Raw genomic sequence first — 18,764 nt, 5'->3', positions numbered from 1 at the left:
GCTAGAGCCAAGTGGTTGATATGATAAGATAGACATTAGCACGTAAACTGAATGAGCATTCACTAGTAGATAATGCTTTAAGCCTTCTCTAAAAACAGACCCCAATGAATACAGAATTTATATTTGCCGACCGCCAGTTCTCGCTGATTCGCTACCCTGAAAAGCACCAGCATGTAAGCCTTCAAGCATGGGATAGCGCAGATGAGCTTGTTATTGAGCACATCGAAACTCTATTAAGTGAAACATCGCTTTCAATTGGCAGCGGTGAAAATGATGGGTCAATGATGATCTTCAATGATGACTTTGGTGCGTTAGGTTGCTGGTTTTCCCATTTAGCGCCTTACTGGGTGTCCGATTCCTATATTTCATTGCGTTCACTGTCTGAGAACTTGAAAGCCAATCAGTTACTCAATGCATCAGTAGATGACAGTACAAGTGAGCTAGCGACCGCACCGCTTAAAACGTTAACCAGTGTGCAAAGCTTAACGTTTAAACCAGAAACTGCACCTAGCCTTATCGTCATAAAGGTCCCTCGCGCCCTCGCTTTGCTAGAACAACAGCTTATCGATTTGCAAAAATATATTACGCCTAGCACTCGCATCGTCGCAACGGGCAAAGTGAAAGCCATTACGAAGTCGGTGCTTAACTTGTTTGAGCGATATATTGGCCCTACCACCACCTCCCTTGCTAAAAAGAAATCTCGGCTTGTTTTTGCAACGCCTCGTGAGTCTCTAAAACTCGCTGACTCTCCCTTTCCTTCGCGCTGGCAGTGTAAAAGCACCATGGGCGCAGAGCTTACTATCGATAACCTTGCCAACACATTTGCTCGACAGTCGCTGGATATTGGCGCGCGTATTATGCTTGAGCACATGACGGTAAGCGCCAATGACGTTGTGGTAGATTTGGGCTGTGGTAACGGTGTGCTGGGTGTAAACGCGCTGTCTCTTGCTCCTGACGCCAAAGTAATATTCGTGGATGAGTCTTACATGGCGTTGGAAAGTGCCCGACTCAACGTGCTAAACAACTTTCCGGATAAAATCGACCAGTGCGAGTTTGTGGCAAGTAACTGCTTAGAAACACTCTTAAATCGCGAAAATAAACCTGCTGTTACTAAGATTTTGTGTAACCCTCCGTTTCATCAGCAAAACGCGATCACAGACCATATTGCATGGCAAATGTTTACTGACTCTCGTGAATTGCTTATTAAAAGTGGTCACTTGGTAGTGGTTGGCAACCGACACCTCGACTACCACATTAAACTTAAAAAGCTGTTTGGTGGCACCAAGGTACTTGCGAGTGATAAAAAGTTCGTTATCTTAGGCACTGCAAAACGCTAAGCGCAAAGAAAAGTGCATAAAGAAAGTACGCAAATTAAGGAATACATTTAAAGGCATTTTTATGAAGAAAATACTTTTATCACTCATCACCGTTGTTATGCTGATTGGCAGCAGTTCGTCGGTTATGGCCAAGAAAGACGATGGGTCTCAGGTTCAGCCCGATAACTATTACCCGCGGGTGAAAATAGAAACGACCATGGGCGATATCGTGGTTGAACTAGACAGAAGACGCGCGCCAATTACGGTGAATAACTTTCTTCGTTATGTGGACAAGCGAGCTTATGAAGACACGATTTTCCATCGCATCGTGCCCGGCTTTGTTGTGCAAGGTGGAGGCTATACGGCCGACTTCAATGGCAAATCAAACTTCCCCGATATTTTTAATGAGTCAGGTAACGGTTTAACCAACGACCTACACACCATTGCAATGGCAAGACAAAATGACCCACATACGGCGAACCGACAGTTTTTCTTTAATGTGAACGATAACAGCAGCTTAAACCCAGGCAGAGACTGGGGCTATGCAGTGTTCGGCGTTATTGTGGAAGGCGAAGATATTGTTGATGCTATGTCGGAAGTAGAAACTGAATACTCAATTCGCCTTAACGCGAATAACGTCCCGATTGAGCCAATCATTATTAAAAAGGTGACCGTTTTACCACCGTTGTAAAGCTCCCCGACTAAAATTAGCGTTAACCTTGAAGACATTAGTGTCCTTATCTTGTAAAGATAAGGACACTTTTTACGATTTAGGAAAGGTTCATTTTAAAGACTCGGCGTAGTCTTGTGCTTGAGAAAGCAAGCGTAGAACGTTGTTTCCCCAAATATCCGCTAAGTCTTCTTCGGTATATCCTTCGGCCAAAAGCCTTTCTGTTATAAGAGGCAGTGCAGCAACGTCCATCATGCGCTCAACACCTCCGCCTCCATCCCAGTCTGCACCTACACCAGTATGCTTAGGGCCCGCAATTTTCAGAATGTGAAGGAAATGCGCCATATAATCTTCGAAGGTGGCACGAACCGCTGGGTGCTCCATATCAATTTGTTTTCGCTTAAGCTTTAATGCCGTGACTTCTTCAGCAGTCATGTCGGCAATATTACCCATTTGCTTAAACAACTCTCCATATGCTTTTTTGCGTTCTGGGTCGCTAGGTAGCTCTGTTAGGTAAGACCCATAAGCGTTTACATGAATAACACCGCCGCTTTCAACTAACTTTTTAAGCAGCTCGTCGTCAATATTACGCGGATGGTCATAGACTGACTTAGTGCCAGAATGAGAAAGAATCACTGGTGTTTCGGACAATCGAATCATGTCTTCTAAGAGTTCATCATGAGCGTGCGAACCATCTAGGATAATTCCTAGCTCATTTGCCTTTTTTACCAACTTCTCTCCCAAGGGAGACAAGCCTCCGTATTGTTGGCCATTGGGGTCGGTTGAGCTATCGCCAAATTGATTATTCTTAAAGTGCACCGGCCCAACCATCCTTAAACCCATTTTGTAGAAGGTTTCTAAAAGACTTAGGTCTTCTCCTAGTGGGTAGGCGTTTTCCATACTGATATAAACAATTTTCTTTCCTTCATCAGTAATCGCTTTTGCATCGCTCGGGTTAGTAGCAAGAGCAAAAGTGTCAGGGTTGGCCTCGACCATCTTATGAATTGCCATCGCTCGCAGCAGCGCCGTATCTCGAGCAGACTTGAATCCTTCATCAGTTACCGGCCCTTGTGGCGTATATATAACCCAAAAACCACCATCTAGACCTCCGGCATCCATTCTTGGCACATCGACCTGAGAGAAGTCTCCATCCACCGTATGGGCATGCATAATGTCAAAGCCCGGCTGCACGAGTAACGCTGGCGTGTCTAAATGGGTGTCCATTACAACCATGGATTCATGAAACGCTTGAGTTTTAGACTCATTACCAGGCGACTGTGCATAAACACACATTGAAGATATGGATAAAGAGAAAGCAATCGCACTCAACTTCATACTTTTAACACTCATCATTTAAAAATCCACCGTTACTGTTGCTTGGAATGTACGGGGGCTTAAAGGTCGTCCAAACGAAGAGCCCGTAAAACCGAAAGACATCACTTCTTTATCAAACACGTTATCTACATTAAAACGCAGTCGAACATTTTCTGGCATCCCAAAATTATTCGGGCCTCCAATATCAACGTAAGCTTGCGCCACCAAATAGCTTTCTAGCTCATACGTTTCACTGAAGTCGGTATAGCGGATATCTGTATACTTCGCTGAGAAGTTAGCAACCAACCACTCAGTAGGTTCATAAGTTACGCCACCTGTCATTAGCCATTTAGGGCTATCGGGTAATTGACTACCAGCAGGATTGCCTGCAAAACCATCCACTAACTCTGCTTTTTTATACGAAACATTTGCATTGAAATAGAGTTTTCTATCGAACATTTCTGGCTGAAAAACACCACTAAACTCAATACCATAAGCTTTCGATGCACCAGCATTCACATAAAAGGTTTCTGGCTGACCTGTAGCAGGATTGATGACGCTACTTGCAATCAAACGATTATCGAAACGTGTGTAAAACAGCGCAACAGCCCCGTTGTAATGCTCGCGATTAGTTCTAAAACCCAGTTCATAGTTGTCTGCTTCCTCACCTTGTGGTGCCTCCACATCAAAGCCTACCGCGTTATCAAAGATGTCGTCGGTTCCCGCAGGCAATGCGAAATTTTGTGCATATGATGCAAAAAGCTGATCAGTATCGTTAAGACGATATACAGCCCCCACCATTGGCAAGAAATTATCGGTGTATTCAGCGTCTACTGACTGTGGCCCATAGCCAGGCTCTCCATCAATTTCATAGTCGTCATAATCGCGATAGCCATCTAATGAATAATCTATAGACAGTGACTTAAAGCCAACCTCCAACAAAAGGTCGTCATCCATCATGCTAAAGTTATCTTTTATAAAGAGTTGCGTAGTATCTCGAACTGCAGTGTAGTCGCGACGATAGTACGCTACCTCGTCGTAAATAACTTCACCATCAGCACTCCCCCCGGTTTTGTTAAGGCGGGCTTGTGTTCGGTTATAAGTATCCTCTTCAATCCAACCACCTGCTTCTAATTTATGATCTCCCATGAACCAGGTCACACTTCCAACAAGACCTTCACGCTCGCCACCAACTGTCGATAGGCCGTACTGGACTCCTCTAGGGTGAACTACATCTAGACCTGCGGCAGCTTGGTCAGTATAAATACTTAGTGTGTTGGTGTAGCTATCAGGCGAAACTCCATAGCCATTTTTATCTTCATAGTAAGCGGTAACTTCAAGCTGTACTTCGTCAGTTAAGTAAGTACCAAAGCCTAATGAATAAAGCTTGTCGTCGCGTATATTAATTCTGTCTTCGTAATAGCTTGTACAGTTTGAGCCCGTGAATACAGGCGTAAAATCAGTATCGTCTATCGTCCCGTCACTATTGAAGTCATATACTTCCGGCTGCGCGTCGATACACCCTTCAGGGATGCTGTCTAAGTAACTATAGTAATAGTTATCTTCGAAGACTGACGCAGGCGCAGAAGGAGAGTCGTAATCAAAGAAATCATTGGCAACATAGGTAGCTTGTATATAGCTGCTGCCAAACTCGTAGAGCGCTTTAGCTTCAATGTGTTCACGATCAATTGTGCCAGGGCCGCGCCATAACTCTGAATCGGTTTTTGAGCGGCTTACGTAAGCTTTAAACCCGTCAATGTCACCCGTTTCTAGTTTCACGAAAGTTCGCTGTAAATCGAAGTCTCCTGCGGTCACGGCTACCATGCCGCCCATTTCATCTGAAGGTCTTACCGTATTGTATTGCGCAATAGGTCCAAGTGATGCGTAGGTTGGAGCAGATACATCCCCCGCCCCTGGAGAGGCAATTACAGCCCCTAAATTTTCGTTATCAACATAACGAAAGATAGGACTACCACCGAAGGCATCAGAACGTCCCATAGGAACACCATCAAGAACAAAACCCATCTGACTGAGTTGAAAAGCCCTTACCTGCACTGAGTTACCGAACTCATAAAGGCCCAGTGCACCATCAGTTTGCACGTTAAAGCCTGGTAAGCTTTCTAGCATTTTCAAGCCTGATATACCCGATGGTGCTGAAAGCAATTCTTCGCGGCTTACCGCAAGTGTATTAGTTGCTTCATCAGTACCAATAGCGATATCGGTTTGTGAAACGCGACGCCCAGTTACGACGATTTTCTCTTCAGTTTCGGTTTGCTGAGCAGTTGGCGCTTGCTGCGCGTGCACGTGCGGTGAGACTAATACTTGGCCGATGACGCCAGCTAGAAGTGAGTATTTAAAGCTTTTTTGTGTACGTCTTGTGTTCATAGTTGCGCTCTTCTTTATCTGTTTTATTGTCTGATTAGCAACCCTATTTTTATTCTACGCGCTTCCTTGTGCGGTGATGACTAAGGTGTTTTCAACAGCTGTACCAAGACGAAGTTAGGAAGATAAAGATTGGACGAAGTAACATTAAACGGAGATAAGTGACGTTTTAAGAAAAGCTAGATGGAAACAATGGAGGATTAATAACGTTTTCATAACAAAAAGATGAAAAGGGATATTTACAAAAAGGGCACTTCAAAAAGGCAATGCACCAAATTAGACAAAAGTATAAGACTCTTTAGGTGGACTGCCCGATTCTGTTAGATCGCCGCCAAGTTTTACAGCTCAACTCTAAACAAATGCTGTTTTGGAAAGGTTTTATCGAAGTAGAGGCCCTGCTTTTTAAACCCTAGTCGCTGCAATAGCTTTTGCGATGCCTTATTGTCTGGGTGCGTCATAGCGGTTAAAAAACCATACCCTTGTGAAGTAGCCCAAGCTATAACCTTCTTGCATGCCTCGTGGCATAAGCCGCTACCTCGTGCTTCAGGCAACATGGCGAAGCCCAAGTCTGGGCATTCAAAGGCAAAGCGATTAAATAACCCGCAAACTCCTAACGGCTGTTTAGTGTCATTTAACTCAACAGCAAGTAAACCGTAACCCCACTCTTCTCGTTGCGCATTGGTTTTCCCAATGTAGTCGCAGGCGTCATCGAGTGTATTAACATTCTTACTTCCAATGTATTTAAGCCACAGCTCATCTTGCTGTAATGCTAGTACCCAGTGTTGATCATCAAACGTAAGCGGTCTTAAGGTAATTCTTTCGGAGGTTAAAATTGATGCTTCAGTATTCACACTAAACTCTCTGCTTAAGGGCGTTTGTTACTGCTAAAACTAGCGCTTCGCTAGAATTCTGTCTATATGCTCAATAGTTTCATTATTTACTTTTGCCGCACGTGGGTATTTGGGTTGTGCTCTATCGTTTATCCTTGGGTGTTCCCATAGCGACGTGTGTGTTACAAATCGCTCCGCTTCTTCAATGCCACCGTGTTCTAAGCAACCGGCCATACAAGTATCAACATAGGTTTGGCTAACAGGAAAAGCTTCGCTTGCTGGCTCGCACGCGAGTGTTTCACAAATCCAGAAAGTGAACTGCGCCAATCGCTCATTTAACGCATCTGTTACCTCACCTTGGTGAAGTTGAAAACTAAGCGCTTTAGGGCTTACTTGTACAAATCGATAGTCCTTCTCGCGCGCCTGTAATGCGGGGTTAATTTGCGTGGGGATAAGCTGAGCGTTCAGCTGGCTATGAGCGTTGGCTACGGCGCCTACATAGGTTTGCTCTTCGTGAAGACTGCGCGTCACCCAAGCTCGTTCGAACCCTGATACGGTTACAGGGATCCCTTTTGTGAAAATGTTCGAGTAGCGCTCTCGACTATCTTTGCTGAGTAAGCTTCCGTAACCTAAAACCATGTGTTTTTCGGTTTGCGTACTTAACCAGTTCGCTATCTCATTCATTTTCACCTCTACTTCATAGCTGTCTCATCATCACAATTTTAGGGCTGTTTATCTTTACTTTGTATAGCCCCAAGAAAAAATGGCGTTACGCATTTTTTCACACTTCATAAATATTTTTTCACGCTTCATAAATGATAAAGGCGGTGTAACACGTTACACCGCCTTTGCTTACTACAGTAAAGCTGTTAATTAAAACAAGGCTCGCACACCCATAGTAAAGTTTCTACCTGGAAGCGGTGCTTGGTCTTTTAAGAAAGATGTATGAACGCGTGCTTCTTCATCAGTAAGGTTCTCACCACGGGCAAACAATACCCAGTCGATACCTTGCGAACCAAATTCGTATTGAACGCTAGCATTAACTAGTGTGTAGCCATCGGTTGAGGTTTCAAACGACGCCACTTCATCTTGGTCGTCATACCATGTAAAGCCCACGTCAGCACTTAAACCATCGTTCACATAGCTTAATTCACTACCAAAGCGCATAGGAGGCGTGCGTGGAAGGTTGTCATCTTCTACTTCAGCGCGAATGTAGTCACCAAATACAGTCAAGCGTAGCGTGTCTGTTAAGTCTACGTAAGTTTCTGCTTCAAAGCCCCAGATGTCAGCGTCAGCTTGTTGGAAATAATAAACCGGCGTGCCCTCTTCATCGCTGTGCTCTTCATGGTCTTCATGCTCTTCTTCAAGCTCGTCGTGCTCTTCCTCATGTTCGTGTTCGCTTAGGGCAAGCAAACCCGTACTCGACTGGAAAATATAGTCATCAGCCTGATTGTAGAAGAAAGATGCGCTGTAACCCCAGCTTCCGGTAAATTTACGGAAAGTAATATCTAGGTTGGTGCTAACTTCTTCGTTAACGCTTCTTAAGTCTTCTTCAATATGGCCCTCTTCGTCCATATCGAACACCAGACCCACTTCGTAGCTTTGAGTTGCTAAGTGCTGACCTGCAGAGAAAAGTTCTTGCTGGCTAGGCGCGCGTTCGCTGCGTGATAAAGTCACTGCAATTGAGTGGCCTTCCTGGTATTCCCAGTTAGCGCCCGCTGAAAGCGACAGGCTGGTGAAGTCATAATCAGGGAAGTTGAAGGCAACAGCGTGCTCTTCATGCTCTTCACCCTCATGCTCTTCGCCTTCGTGCTCCTCATCTTCATGTAATACGTCAAGCTCTACTTCGCTTGCTTCAGCATCCAAGGTTGTGCGTTCAAGTCGGCCACCTAACTCAAAGGTAACGTCACCTACTTTTTTCTGCTCAACGACATAAAGTGCATAGCTTGACGTGGTATTGGCTGGCGTGAAAGCTTCTTCGCCGACAGCATTATAATCGCTATGGTTAAACTGTAACCCGAATACGCCGTGCCATCCGTTTACTTCTTCATGGTAAGCAGACAGGCGAATATCGCTTGATTCGTTTGTGAATACAGTACCCGGCTCGCCGTCTTCAATTTCTGCGTGCTCATAATCGGTATAAGCCGCGGCAAATTTAAGGTTAGTTAGTCCCTCGAAAGGAGAATGCCATTCACCCGCTGCTTGGTAGCGAGTCATATCTACATCAAGTAGCACGCCTTCTTCTTCATGATCGTGATCTTCTTCGTCGTGGTCACCATCCAGCTCATCATGCTCGTCTTCGTCATGTTCTTCTTCGTGCTCATGGCTGTGGCCCGGTACGCCATACTCATTGTCTAACTGCTCAACCGAGAAGCCAAAGTAACCTTCTTCTGCTACATAAGATAGGCCTGCAACCACGTTGCGGGTCTCCATGGCGCTGCTTTCTAATTCACCGTAAGGTTCATCTTCATCAGGTTCGATAGACGCGAAGCCTGGGATGTCAGCATTATCTGTGTCGCGATAGAAACCGTCTACATGCCACACAATATTGCCACTACCGCCAGTCACATCAGCGCGAGTGTACGAACCATTGTTAACCGTGCTGTAGCTAGTTTCTGCTTCGCCTTCTACGCCGTCTATTTGGTACTGGGGAATGCGTTTATCTACTACGTTAACCACACCACCGATAGCACCGCTGCCGTATTGAAGTGTTGCTGGGCCGCGAAGCACTTCTACCTGGGTTGCGCTTGAAAGCGTAGTCGCTACGTTATGGTCTGGCCCAACGCGCGATACGTCAGAAACATCTAAGCCGTTTTGAACTATCTTTACGCGAGGACCATCGTTGCCGCGAATAACTGGGCTACTTGATACTGGACCGAAATACGTGCTGTGTACACCCGGCGCGTTTTTAAGGGTCTCGCCTAGAGTTGGCGCTTCTATTTTACGTAGTTTATCAGCCCCGATAACAGTTACAGGTGTAACCGATTCAAGTACTGATGATTGAAGCGCATTAGCGGTTACAACAATATTTTCAACAGATGCTGGCTGCAAAACAAAGTCGACGTTTTGATCTGCGTTTACGTCGCCTAGGTCGTTATCACCATGAATGTAGTTAGAAGAATAAACATGTAAATGAATATGTGGCTGCTTAACATCGTCAAAACGGTAAACGCCATTTTCATCGGTGTAAGCCACGCGACGGCTACCTTCAATTTTAACTTCTGCACCAGCAACTGGTTGGCCAGCAGTATCGGTTACTTTTCCCGTTACTGTAGTGGCATACACAGGCGCACTTAAAAGCCCTGCTATGGACAAACTTAGCAGCGAACGCATTTTCATGAGGTTTCCTTCAAGGATGTTATAACATTATCTAGTGATGTTATAACATTTTTCAGCATTGACCTGCTTATGTCAACCGCGGGCTAGCGTAACTTCCCTTTGTTCTAACGTAATTTAATGTTTTGTGACTATTTAGGTGCTTAGTTAACTTTTTTCGCCCCAACATACGCAAAAAGTGCTTAAGCTCTACTTACATTAAAGTTAATGACTTCTTTAATATGTGACGCGCCTGTTTTCAACATCAGTAACCTGTCGACACCTAAGGCTACGCCTGCACATGCGGGCAACCCAGCATCAAGGGCACTTAAAAAATTCTCATCAATGGGCTTTGTAGGTAACCCGTTTTCTTTGCGCTTTTCGTTGTCCGTCTCAAAGCGAAGCCTTTGCTCTTTCGCCGCACTTAGCTCATGAAAACCGTTGGCCAGTTCAGCACCTTGGTAATACACCTCAAAGCGTTCAGCAACCCGCTCATCAGCAGAACTTAACTGTGCAAGCGCAGCCTGAGAGGCCGGAAAGTTGTAGACAAAACAAGGCCGTTCAATACCGATTTCAGGTTCGATAACATAGCTAAATAACAGTTGTAACTTGCTGTCATAGCTAAGGCTTTGTGGCGCATGAATATCTATATGGTGCTGCGCCATTGCGCTTAGCAAAATTTCATCATCAGCGCTTAGTGGGTCAATATTTAGATAGTGCTGAAAGGCTTGCTGATAAGTCATTTTATCGGCTGAGGCGGTGTTTAAGGTTTCTTGCAATAAGGCGTCAACCTCGTCCATTAAAGCGAAGTGATCATAGCCTAAGCGATACCACTCTAGCATGGTAAATTCTGGGTTGTGCCAGCGCCCTTCCCCTTCGTGGCGAAACGCTTTACACACTTGATAAATACTGCCGCTATCAGCGCACAGTAAACGCTTCATGGCATATTCTGGCGAGGTCTGAAGATACAACTTACTTGGCTTACCAGATGAGGCAAAATTAAACTGTGTATCAAACGCATCTAGGTGTTCGTCAGTAACTGTGCCATTTGAAAGTAAAGGCGTGTCTACCTCTAACACGTTTCTTGCGTAAAAAAACTCTCGGATGGTTCTGAGTAATTCTGCACGCGCTACACGCGCATCATGTGTGGTAGTCGGCTGCCAAGGTTGCATGTATTAAAACCTAAATAGTAAAGCTTAAACAAAAAACCGGTACACAAGGCACCGGCTTTTATACGTAAACAATATGCGCGTAAAGCGCTTTAGTTTTCGCTATTATTTTTGTGCACGAGACACGTATTCGCCAGAGCGCGTATCAACGCGGATAACTTCACCTGTTTGTACGAATAGAGGAACGCGAACAACTGCACCCGTGCTAAGTGTCGCTGGTTTACCGCCCGTACCTGCTGTATCACCTTTAAGACCTGGGTCCGTTTCAGTGATTTCTAGCTCAACAAAGTTAGGTGGCGTTACCGTAATAGGAGAACCATTCCACAGTGTAATAGTACAAACGTCGTTTTCTACCAACCACTTTTGGTTCTCGCCCACCGCTTTTTCGTCTGCAGCGATTTGTTCGAATGTATCGTTGTTCATAAAGTGGTAGAATTCGCCGTCGGTGTACAAGTAGGCAAGCTCTGTATCCATTACATCAGCGCCTTCTACTGATTCACCTGAGCGGAAAGTTTTTTCTAAAACTTTACCTGAAATAAGCTTGCGGATTTTTACGCGGTTAAACGCTTGGCCCTTACCCGGCTTTACGTATTCGTTTTCTAGAATGTTGCAAGGTTCGCCGTCCAGCATGATTTTCAGGCCGCCTTTGAACTCGTTAGTGCTGTAATTAGCCATAATTCCTCTGTCTAAACATAAGGTACAAAAAGTTTCGTGGAACAAATAATACCTAAAAAACCGATTTCTGTAGAGCATAACTGGCAAAAAGAATTAGCAAGTAGCTACACCGATCCTGCAAAACTGTTACAGCACTTAGGTTTAGACGAAGAAAAATACGCTCAACACATTAAAGCGCGCCGTCTGTTTCCTATGCGTGTTCCACGGCATTTCGTTAGCCTTATGGAAAAGGGAAACCCTAACGACCCCCTGTTTTTACAGGTTATGCCGCTTAGCGACGAATTTCTCACCTCGCCGGGCTATAGCGAAGATCCGTTAGATGAGCATGAGACAGCAGGCAAGGGTATTTTGCATAAATACGATTCTCGTGTGCTATTGATGGTACGCACTGGCTGTGCAGTAAACTGCCGTTACTGTTTTCGTCGCCACTTCCCGTATGCCGACAATTCGGTCAGTAAACATCAGTGGCTTGATGTACTTGAATACCTTCGCAGTAACAGCAAGATTAACGAGGTGATTTTTTCCGGCGGCGACCCACTTATGGCGAAAGATGATCATTTGTCGTGGTTAGCTAACGAAATTGCCGCCATTCCCCACATAAAACGCTTGCGCATACATAGCCGCTTGCCTGTGGTATTGCCAGAAAGAATCAGCCATGACTTTATTGAATGGTTTACGGACTTGCCTCTTCAAAAAGTGCTGGTGCTGCACGCGAACCACGCGAATGAAGTCTCTGAGCCCTTAAAAAGTCGACTGCGCACATTGCGAGACAAGGGCGTCACCTTGCTCAATCAGTCGGTATTACTTAAAGGCATTAATGATTCTGGCGAGGCCATCAGTAACTTAAGCGAGTCACTTTTTGAAGCGGGTGTCCTGCCTTATTACTTACACGTATTAGATAAAGTGCAGGGTGCAAGCCATTTTTATGTCAGCGACGATGAAGGTCGCCTGATTATGGAAGAAGCGATAAAGCGTCTGCCAGGCTTTTTAGTGCCAAAACTGGTGAGAGAAATTGGCGGTCAACCTGGCAAAACGCCTATCGACTTACATTTGCATCCGTAACTTACGCGTAGGTATCGATGTTGGCGCCTAACGCGGGGTTTGAAGATGACGGTTTTGGTACGTCAGCGGCTGATTCCAGCAGCTGAAGCGACGCTTTACCCTCTTGCTCTTGTTGGCTTTTTGCCAACTTAAGAGAGGCCAACTCAAGTGACGCACCGGACGCTCCAGAGGCACTAGCACCTTGTAGATCCATACCATTTTCCTTTGTTGCTTGTAGCAAAGTAAAAAAATGGGCAGAATTGCCCACCCTTACGATGTGTTGAGCATCACGTAACCAGCGAGTTCGTTAGTGAACCGTAGGTTTTGTAATTTACAACATCGTTAAGTTATCGGCCTTGAAAGGCGAAACTTTAACCATTATTTACCGTAATACATTTGGCGTGGCAAAAAATAATTGCGACGCAAACCATATAAACTTAGGTGTGCAGGTAGTAAGCACACCTAATCACATTAGAAATAAAAGGCGTGACTATGCAACAGAGCCAAGAGATGCAAGCTGTCCATCAACAACTTCAAGAAACACTTCAAACGCTGCACCGCAAAGCCGTTGATGCCGACCAGGTTTTAGATAACTTACAGCGCGATCAAAAAGGTAAGTTTGCAGCCGTATTCGCTGACGATAGCGGTTTTACCACATCAGCCAAGCGCTTTGGCCCCTATGTTCAAGAGATTGCGAATGACTGGCAATCGCTAAAGGAACTGGATGATGATGCGGCCAAACAAGCCCTAGCGCCATTGGTTAAAAAAATAGAGTTGGCTCTAGTAACCATTGCACAGTTTCAGCAGTCTCTTACTAAAAAGTAGCGTAGAACTGCAAGTGAGTAAAACAAAGCCCGCTTTAACAGCGGGCTTTTTTATAGATTAGCGTATCACTTACTTCGCACTATTCCACGCCTTAGCGCTTATTTTTGGTAAAGCGGCAGCAAGCTGATTCTACGCTTAATTTCCTTTACTTCTTTTACATAGGATTCACTGTCCACGCGCTGATATTGTTCAGTGAAAGCTTGCTTACTCAAGCCTTCAGGCAGACCTTCAATAGGCGGGATGATTTCAAGTTCACTTTGAATGCGCGCCATGGCGTTTTGTACTTCCATTGCGGTGTTTGGATTTGTAGCAACCTTCGCAAACTCAGTACCCGACATATCTGCCGCTAAATCTACAAAGCTATAGCCCGAGCCACCGTTGCCTCGGTCCATCAACTCTTTAAACTCGCCAATTGCTAGGGACATACCTTGTTCGGCCATTAGCTCTAATGCAGCAGAAATAATGAAGTGACGAGCCAAGTCATTGCGCTTGTGCAGCACCGCACCTCTGCGAGGCTTTAACGCTTTTTCGGAATCTGGCTGTATGTCGCCCACCAGAGTCCCAACACGATGATGCCCAACGTAAACCGCTAAAGCGAGGATTACTGCATTATTATGCAGTACTGCATCTTCAGGGGTTTGGCTTTGCTCTCTCGCTCGTGCCATCCCTTCGCGCAAGTATTCAATAAGGGATACCGGTTTAGTTGATAAGGCTATTTCTCTACCAGACAAATAACGTAAATAGTACGCAGATAATTGCTGAAGCTCGGTCTGTTCACTTATCGACATGTTCGACGCCACTACGTTTAACTCGCTTAGCAGTTCATCTAAACGCCCAACATCTAGGGTAAGTTCACCGCGTCCCATGGTCACGCGCTCAACACGAGACAGCGCAATAGTGGCTATTTCTGATTGGGTATAAGAGTTCACTGTGCGTTCTAAAAAGCCGAGTAAAAAACGGCCTGGAATGGTTAAGTCCCCTACTTGAACTTGCTCTATACGCAAGCTATCTCCAGGTAATACTAATGCCGAGGCATTAATGTAATAGCCCGTATTATCAATGGCGTAAGTAACATTTACAGTGCCCCCCAATGGGGTGATGTTTACTACGCCTTTAAACTCAGGTAAGGCCCGCTGTAACACGCCCACCAAGCTTTCGACTTGCGTTTCGGTAAGCGTTACCTGATGACCTTCTTCTCGGCGTGAAAATGCCTGTTTTAGCTGGCCGAGCAGTTCGTTAACACTGTCAGCACCATCTAGTTGTGTGGGCGCTGTCGATGCTACCAAGGGCGCTTTTTGTACAGCCATAACGGTAACCGTAGCCACGCCTACTACAAGCAGAACAAGGATGATGGCGATAGTTATTAAAAGCCATTTGAGGCTACGCAAAATCATAAGAAATCAGCTTTACCTGTAATTACAACTAATAAAAAGGAATTAGCGCCTAAATGCGTTGTTGTGAAGCGAAACACAATAGGCGCTAAGATGCTGGTTATACTACGTTATCTATTATTGCGCCACCAGTGACAAGTGGAATGACAAGTTGGTCGTATATAACCTTTTTAATTAACGTATCTTTATTAATCAACGTGTCTTGAGCTCACTATCGCTACACTCTTTCAAGCTATCGTAACGCACAGTAGCACGGGACAAATCGTGATGCTGCGATAAGTCTGTAGGTATTACAATACAAGCCAACTTTGCCTCAAGTGCCGCTGTCATGCCGGTTTGCGTGTCTTCAATGGCTACACACTCGCTAGGCGATTTACCTAGCTTATCCATTGCAAGGGCATAACAATCTGGGGAGGGCTTACTGTTTTCTACGTCCTCTACGGCCACCACACAGGAAATATAATCACTCAACTCATATTGAGATAACGTTTTTTCTACTGCCTTTTTACTTCCCCCGGTCACAATACCAATAGTAAATCCCTTGTCTGCACATTGTGTAATGGTCTCCCTAGCAAATGGCATCAAAGGAAAAGCTTGCTTGTCGAGGTAGTCGCTCACGCTTTTATGTTTCTGCTGAGCCAGCAACTGCGGTTCTATATCAATCTTAAAATGCTCAACTAAGTCCACTGCATTTTGCTTTACCGGTATCCCGGCCATTACTTCGCAATAAAAATCCTTGCTTAGCTCAACATCATATTTCAATAAAATGTCTTTCCAAAGGTCAAAATGTACGGTTTCTGAGTCAATCAGAGTACCATCGTGGTCAAATAACAGCGTTGTGGTGTTATCGCTCACCGCTAACTGGCGTGTAGATGAAGAAACTGAATGCAATGCCAAAATAAACCTCCTTGCTATTAAAACTAAATTTCGATGTTGAGAATACATAGAATGCTATCAGCACCGAAAAACCGATATCATCCTGTCTCTGTCTATTGTCCGTTATTTCATTTCGAGAAGGTGAAACAACGTAGTCATTACCAATGACAAATGATGCAGAGACTAGGCCAGCCACTCCTGTGATACACTGAGAGCCTCTCACCAGTTTAAATATTTTTTACGTGGAGCTAACTGCGTGCTTTACCACATATTAGGCTTTGCTAGTGCGGCGCTTTTTTTACTGACATGGTTAGGCTTATGGTCACAAATTAAAGCTATGACGCACCATCAAGTGTCCGTTACAAGCGAGAAAAGCAATGCGAACCACAGCCTGTCGCTAAACCAGTTTGGATCTAGCTATTTTGCGTTTTTCTCTATTTTCCTATTCGGCATTTCGGTAGAGCCTTTTAACCATTACTTGGTTTGGACGCGTTTTGGCGCGCTCATTCTTACGCTCATAATAATTTGGAAGATATGGCAACATAGGCGCACTACTATTTCAGGCTACGTTGCCGCTATTGCTTTGCTTGCGCTTGTTGGCGGTACCCTTTCCATCGCTTTTCGCCCCTTCCCAACGCTTGCGCAACTTGGCGCAAACACGTTGATGCTGGTAGTCACCGTCATATTATTTCAAGGTTCGCTGCATCAGTGGCTTGTGTTGCAGCGTAGACAAAAAGTAGGCTCGCTGTCCTTTGCGTTATTTCGAAACATCTTGATTAAAGACGTTAGCACCTTAATGTTTGGCTTAACAATGCCGTTAAGCCAAAGCTGGCCGCTACTCATCTTAAACGGCACCAGTGTCATAATGCGTGGCAGTATTTTATTGCAGATGCACAAACTAAAACGCCGAGAACTCCATGTTTCAGGATAGACTCTCGGCGTTTTCTATTCACTTTTTGACTTTTTGCTTTTTGACTAACTTTTAAAGCATCGACGTTTATTCTGCGCGTTAGCTATTACAAGCGCTAGAGCTGTGCGCTATAGCGCAACTTCTGCCATATTCCCTTTGCTTTCAAGCCACGTTTTACGATCGCCAGAACGCTTCTTAGCAAGCAGCATATCCATTAGCTCCATCATCTCTTCAGCATCTTCAATAGTCAGCTGAACAAGTCGACGGGTGTTCGGGTCCATGGTCGTTTCACGAAGCTGTAGCGGGTTCATTTCACCCAAGCCTTTGAAGCGCTGTACGTTCACTTTTCCGCGTTTCTTTTCCGCTTCAATACGATCCAGAATCCCCTGCTTTTCACCCTCATCTAAGGCGTAATACACTTCTTTGCCTACATCTATTCTAAATAGCGGCGGCATAGCGACATACACATGGCCTTGCTCTACTAAGGTTCTGAAATGACGTACAAAGAGTGCACATAGCAAGGTTGCAATGTGTAGCCCATCCGAGTCAGCATCGGCAAGAATACAAATTTTACCGTAGCGTAAACCAGACAGGTCTGTTGAATCTGGATCTATACCCAGCGCCACAGAAATATCGTGAATTTCCTGTGATGCCAGCACCTGAGAAGAGTCGACTTCCCAGCTATTTAAGATTTTACCGCGCAGAGGCATTATCGCCTGAAACTCTCGGTCACGCGCTTGTTTAGCCGAGCCACCTGCCGAGTCTCCCTCTACTAAAAACAACTCAGAGTAAGAGATATCTTGTGACGAGCAGTCAGTTAATTTACCCGGTAGTGCAGGGCCTTGGGTAACCTTTTTACGGGCGACTTTTTTCACCTGTCGAAGACGACGCTGTGCATTGTTAATACACATTTCAGCCAGCGCTTCAGCAATTTCAGTGTGCTGGTTTAGCCATAAACTAAATGCGTCTTTCACCACACCCGATACAAATGCACTGGCCTGACGTGAAGATAAACGCTCTTTGGTTTGACCGGCGAACTGAGGGTCCTGCATTTTAGTTGAAAGGATATAGGCGCAGCGGTCCCAAATATCATCCGGCGATAGCTTAACGCCACGGGGCATTAAGTTTCTAAATTCGCAAAACTCCCGCATCGACTCCAGTAAGCCTTGGCGCAATCCGTTAACGTGTGTACCACCTTGCGCGGTAGGAATAAGGTTAACGTAGCTCTCGGTGACCAAATCACCACCTTCGGGCAGCCACATCACAGCCCAATCCGCGGCTTCCGTATTGCCACTGAACGTACCTACAAATGGCGTATCTGACGGTAAAGTTTCGAACTCTTCCACCGCTTGGTAAAGATAGTCTTTCAGACCGTCTTCGTAATACCATTCTTGGCTTTCTTTGGTAATTTTGTTGTCAAAGCGAATGCGTAAGCCAGGGCTTAATACCGCTTTGGCACGCAAATTATGAACAAGACGGCTAACCGAGAACTTTGCAGAATCAAAATATTGCGGGTCGGGCCAAAAATGAACACGGGTACCTGTGTTGCGCTTGCCGCAAGTATCGATAACCTGTAAATCTTCTACCTTGTCGCCGTTTTCAAAGGCGATTTGGTATACGTTACTGTCTCGTCGAATTGTCACTTCTACGCGGGTTGAAAGCGCATTAACTACCGAAATCCCCACCCCGTGAAGACCACCAGAGAAGGCGTAGTTTTTATTTGAAAACTTACCGCCTGCGTGAAGCTTACATAATATAAGCTCTACGCCTGATATTCCCTCTTCAGGGTGTATATCCACCGGCATACCACGACCATCGTCAATAACTTCTAACGATTGGTCTTCATGCAAAATAACTTTGATATTAGAGGCATGGCCGGCGAGCGCTTCATCCACACTGTTATCGATAACTTCCTGCCCTAAATGATTTGGGCGGGTGGTGTCGGTATACATACCTGGACGGCGTTTTACGGGGTCAAGGCCGTTTAAAACCTCTATAGCTTCTGAATTATATTGATTTGACATAGTTATGGTTGTTATTTAAGCCAGCG

The 18,764-nt window shown here is 45.2% G+C and carries 16 protein-coding genes; 5 read left to right on the top strand and 11 right to left on the bottom strand.

Translation table 11 applies throughout. From position 1 onward, the window contains the following. Positions 1–104: 104 nt before the first annotated feature. Positions 105–1,337 (top strand): methyltransferase, encoded by a 1,233-nt coding sequence (locus tag ACXAGK_RS01310; RefSeq protein WP_474853587.1) that lies wholly within the window; start codon positions 105–107, stop codon positions 1,335–1,337. Positions 1,338–1,398: 61 nt separating this feature from the next. After that, positions 1,399–2,007, top strand: coding sequence for a peptidylprolyl isomerase (locus tag ACXAGK_RS01305; RefSeq protein WP_474808777.1), 609 nt, complete (start codon positions 1,399–1,401; stop codon positions 2,005–2,007). 90 nt (positions 2,008–2,097) lie between these two features. Here ACXAGK_RS01305 and ACXAGK_RS01300 read toward each other — a convergent pair whose 3' ends face one another. The 7 genes from ACXAGK_RS01300 to efp all read right to left on the bottom strand — a co-directional run bounded on the left by ACXAGK_RS01300 (position 2,098) and on the right by efp (position 11,671). Continuing rightward, positions 2,098–3,336 carry a dipeptidase gene (locus ACXAGK_RS01300; protein WP_474854457.1) on the bottom strand — a complete coding sequence of 413 codons (1,239 nt, stop codon included), beginning with the start codon at positions 3,334–3,336 and terminating at the stop codon, positions 2,098–2,100. A 3-nt stretch (positions 3,337–3,339) separates the two neighbouring features. Beyond that, entirely contained in the window at positions 3,340–5,685 is a 2,346-nt protein-coding gene (locus ACXAGK_RS01295) for a TonB-dependent receptor (RefSeq protein WP_474853585.1), read from the bottom strand. A gap of 335 nt (positions 5,686–6,020) precedes the next feature. Continuing rightward, positions 6,021–6,533 carry a GNAT family N-acetyltransferase gene (locus tag ACXAGK_RS01290; protein WP_474853583.1) on the bottom strand — a complete coding sequence of 171 codons (513 nt, stop codon included), beginning with the start codon at positions 6,531–6,533 and terminating at the stop codon, positions 6,021–6,023. A 39-nt stretch (positions 6,534–6,572) separates the two neighbouring features. Beyond that, positions 6,573–7,196: a gamma-glutamylcyclotransferase gene (locus ACXAGK_RS01285; RefSeq protein WP_474853581.1), complete on the bottom strand. Its 624-nt coding sequence runs from the start codon at positions 7,194–7,196 to the stop codon at positions 6,573–6,575. A gap of 189 nt (positions 7,197–7,385) precedes the next feature. Further along, positions 7,386–9,851, bottom strand: a complete 2,466-nt coding sequence (locus ACXAGK_RS01280; RefSeq protein WP_474853579.1) for a TonB-dependent receptor — start codon at positions 9,849–9,851, stop codon at positions 7,386–7,388. A gap of 179 nt (positions 9,852–10,030) precedes the next feature. Then, on the bottom strand, positions 10,031–10,999 hold the full coding sequence (gene epmA, locus ACXAGK_RS01275) for an elongation factor P--(R)-beta-lysine ligase (protein WP_474853577.1): 969 nt from the start codon (positions 10,997–10,999) through the stop codon (positions 10,031–10,033). A 102-nt stretch (positions 11,000–11,101) separates the two neighbouring features. Further along, the gene (gene efp, locus ACXAGK_RS01270) at positions 11,102–11,671 is read right to left on the bottom strand and encodes an elongation factor P (protein ID WP_179982333.1); all 570 of its coding nucleotides are present in this window, start codon (positions 11,669–11,671) and stop codon (positions 11,102–11,104) included. 36 nt (positions 11,672–11,707) lie between these two features. Between efp and epmB the strand changes: the two genes are divergently transcribed. Beyond that, entirely contained in the window at positions 11,708–12,733 is a 1,026-nt protein-coding gene (gene epmB, locus ACXAGK_RS01265; protein ID WP_474853575.1) for an EF-P beta-lysylation protein EpmB, read from the top strand. Position 12,734: 1 nt separating this feature from the next. Here the strand turns inward: epmB and ACXAGK_RS01260 are convergent, their stop codons facing one another. After that, positions 12,735–12,926 carry a hypothetical protein gene (locus tag ACXAGK_RS01260; RefSeq protein ID WP_179982331.1) on the bottom strand — a complete coding sequence of 64 codons (192 nt, stop codon included), beginning with the start codon at positions 12,924–12,926 and terminating at the stop codon, positions 12,735–12,737. A gap of 278 nt (positions 12,927–13,204) precedes the next feature. Here ACXAGK_RS01260 and ACXAGK_RS01255 point away from each other — a divergent pair, with 278 nt between their 5' ends. Then, entirely contained in the window at positions 13,205–13,537 is a 333-nt protein-coding gene (locus ACXAGK_RS01255) for a hypothetical protein (RefSeq protein ID WP_474853573.1), read from the top strand. Positions 13,538–13,635: 98 nt separating this feature from the next. On the opposite strand, the gene ACXAGK_RS01250 is transcribed toward ACXAGK_RS01255, so the two are convergent. Further along, entirely contained in the window at positions 13,636–14,931 is a 1,296-nt protein-coding gene (locus ACXAGK_RS01250) for a hypothetical protein (protein WP_474853571.1), read from the bottom strand. 189 nt (positions 14,932–15,120) lie between these two features. After that, positions 15,121–15,825 carry an HAD family hydrolase gene (locus ACXAGK_RS01245; RefSeq protein WP_474853569.1) on the bottom strand — a complete coding sequence of 235 codons (705 nt, stop codon included), beginning with the start codon at positions 15,823–15,825 and terminating at the stop codon, positions 15,121–15,123. Positions 15,826–16,060: 235 nt separating this feature from the next. Here ACXAGK_RS01245 and ACXAGK_RS01240 point away from each other — a divergent pair, with 235 nt between their 5' ends. Then, positions 16,061–16,735 (top strand): hypothetical protein, encoded by a 675-nt coding sequence (locus ACXAGK_RS01240; protein ID WP_474853568.1) that lies wholly within the window; start codon positions 16,061–16,063, stop codon positions 16,733–16,735. Between the two features lie 107 nt (positions 16,736–16,842). Here the strand turns inward: ACXAGK_RS01240 and parE are convergent, their stop codons facing one another. Then, positions 16,843–18,738: a DNA topoisomerase IV subunit B gene (gene parE / locus ACXAGK_RS01235; protein ID WP_179982326.1), complete on the bottom strand. Its 1,896-nt coding sequence runs from the start codon at positions 18,736–18,738 to the stop codon at positions 16,843–16,845. Between the last annotated feature and the right edge of the window lie 26 nt (positions 18,739–18,764).

The organism is Alteromonas sp. ABM1_013, from assembly GCF_056160505.1.
The sequence above is the reverse complement of the archived record's forward strand: the minus strand, read 5'-3'. Positions and strand labels throughout refer to the sequence as shown.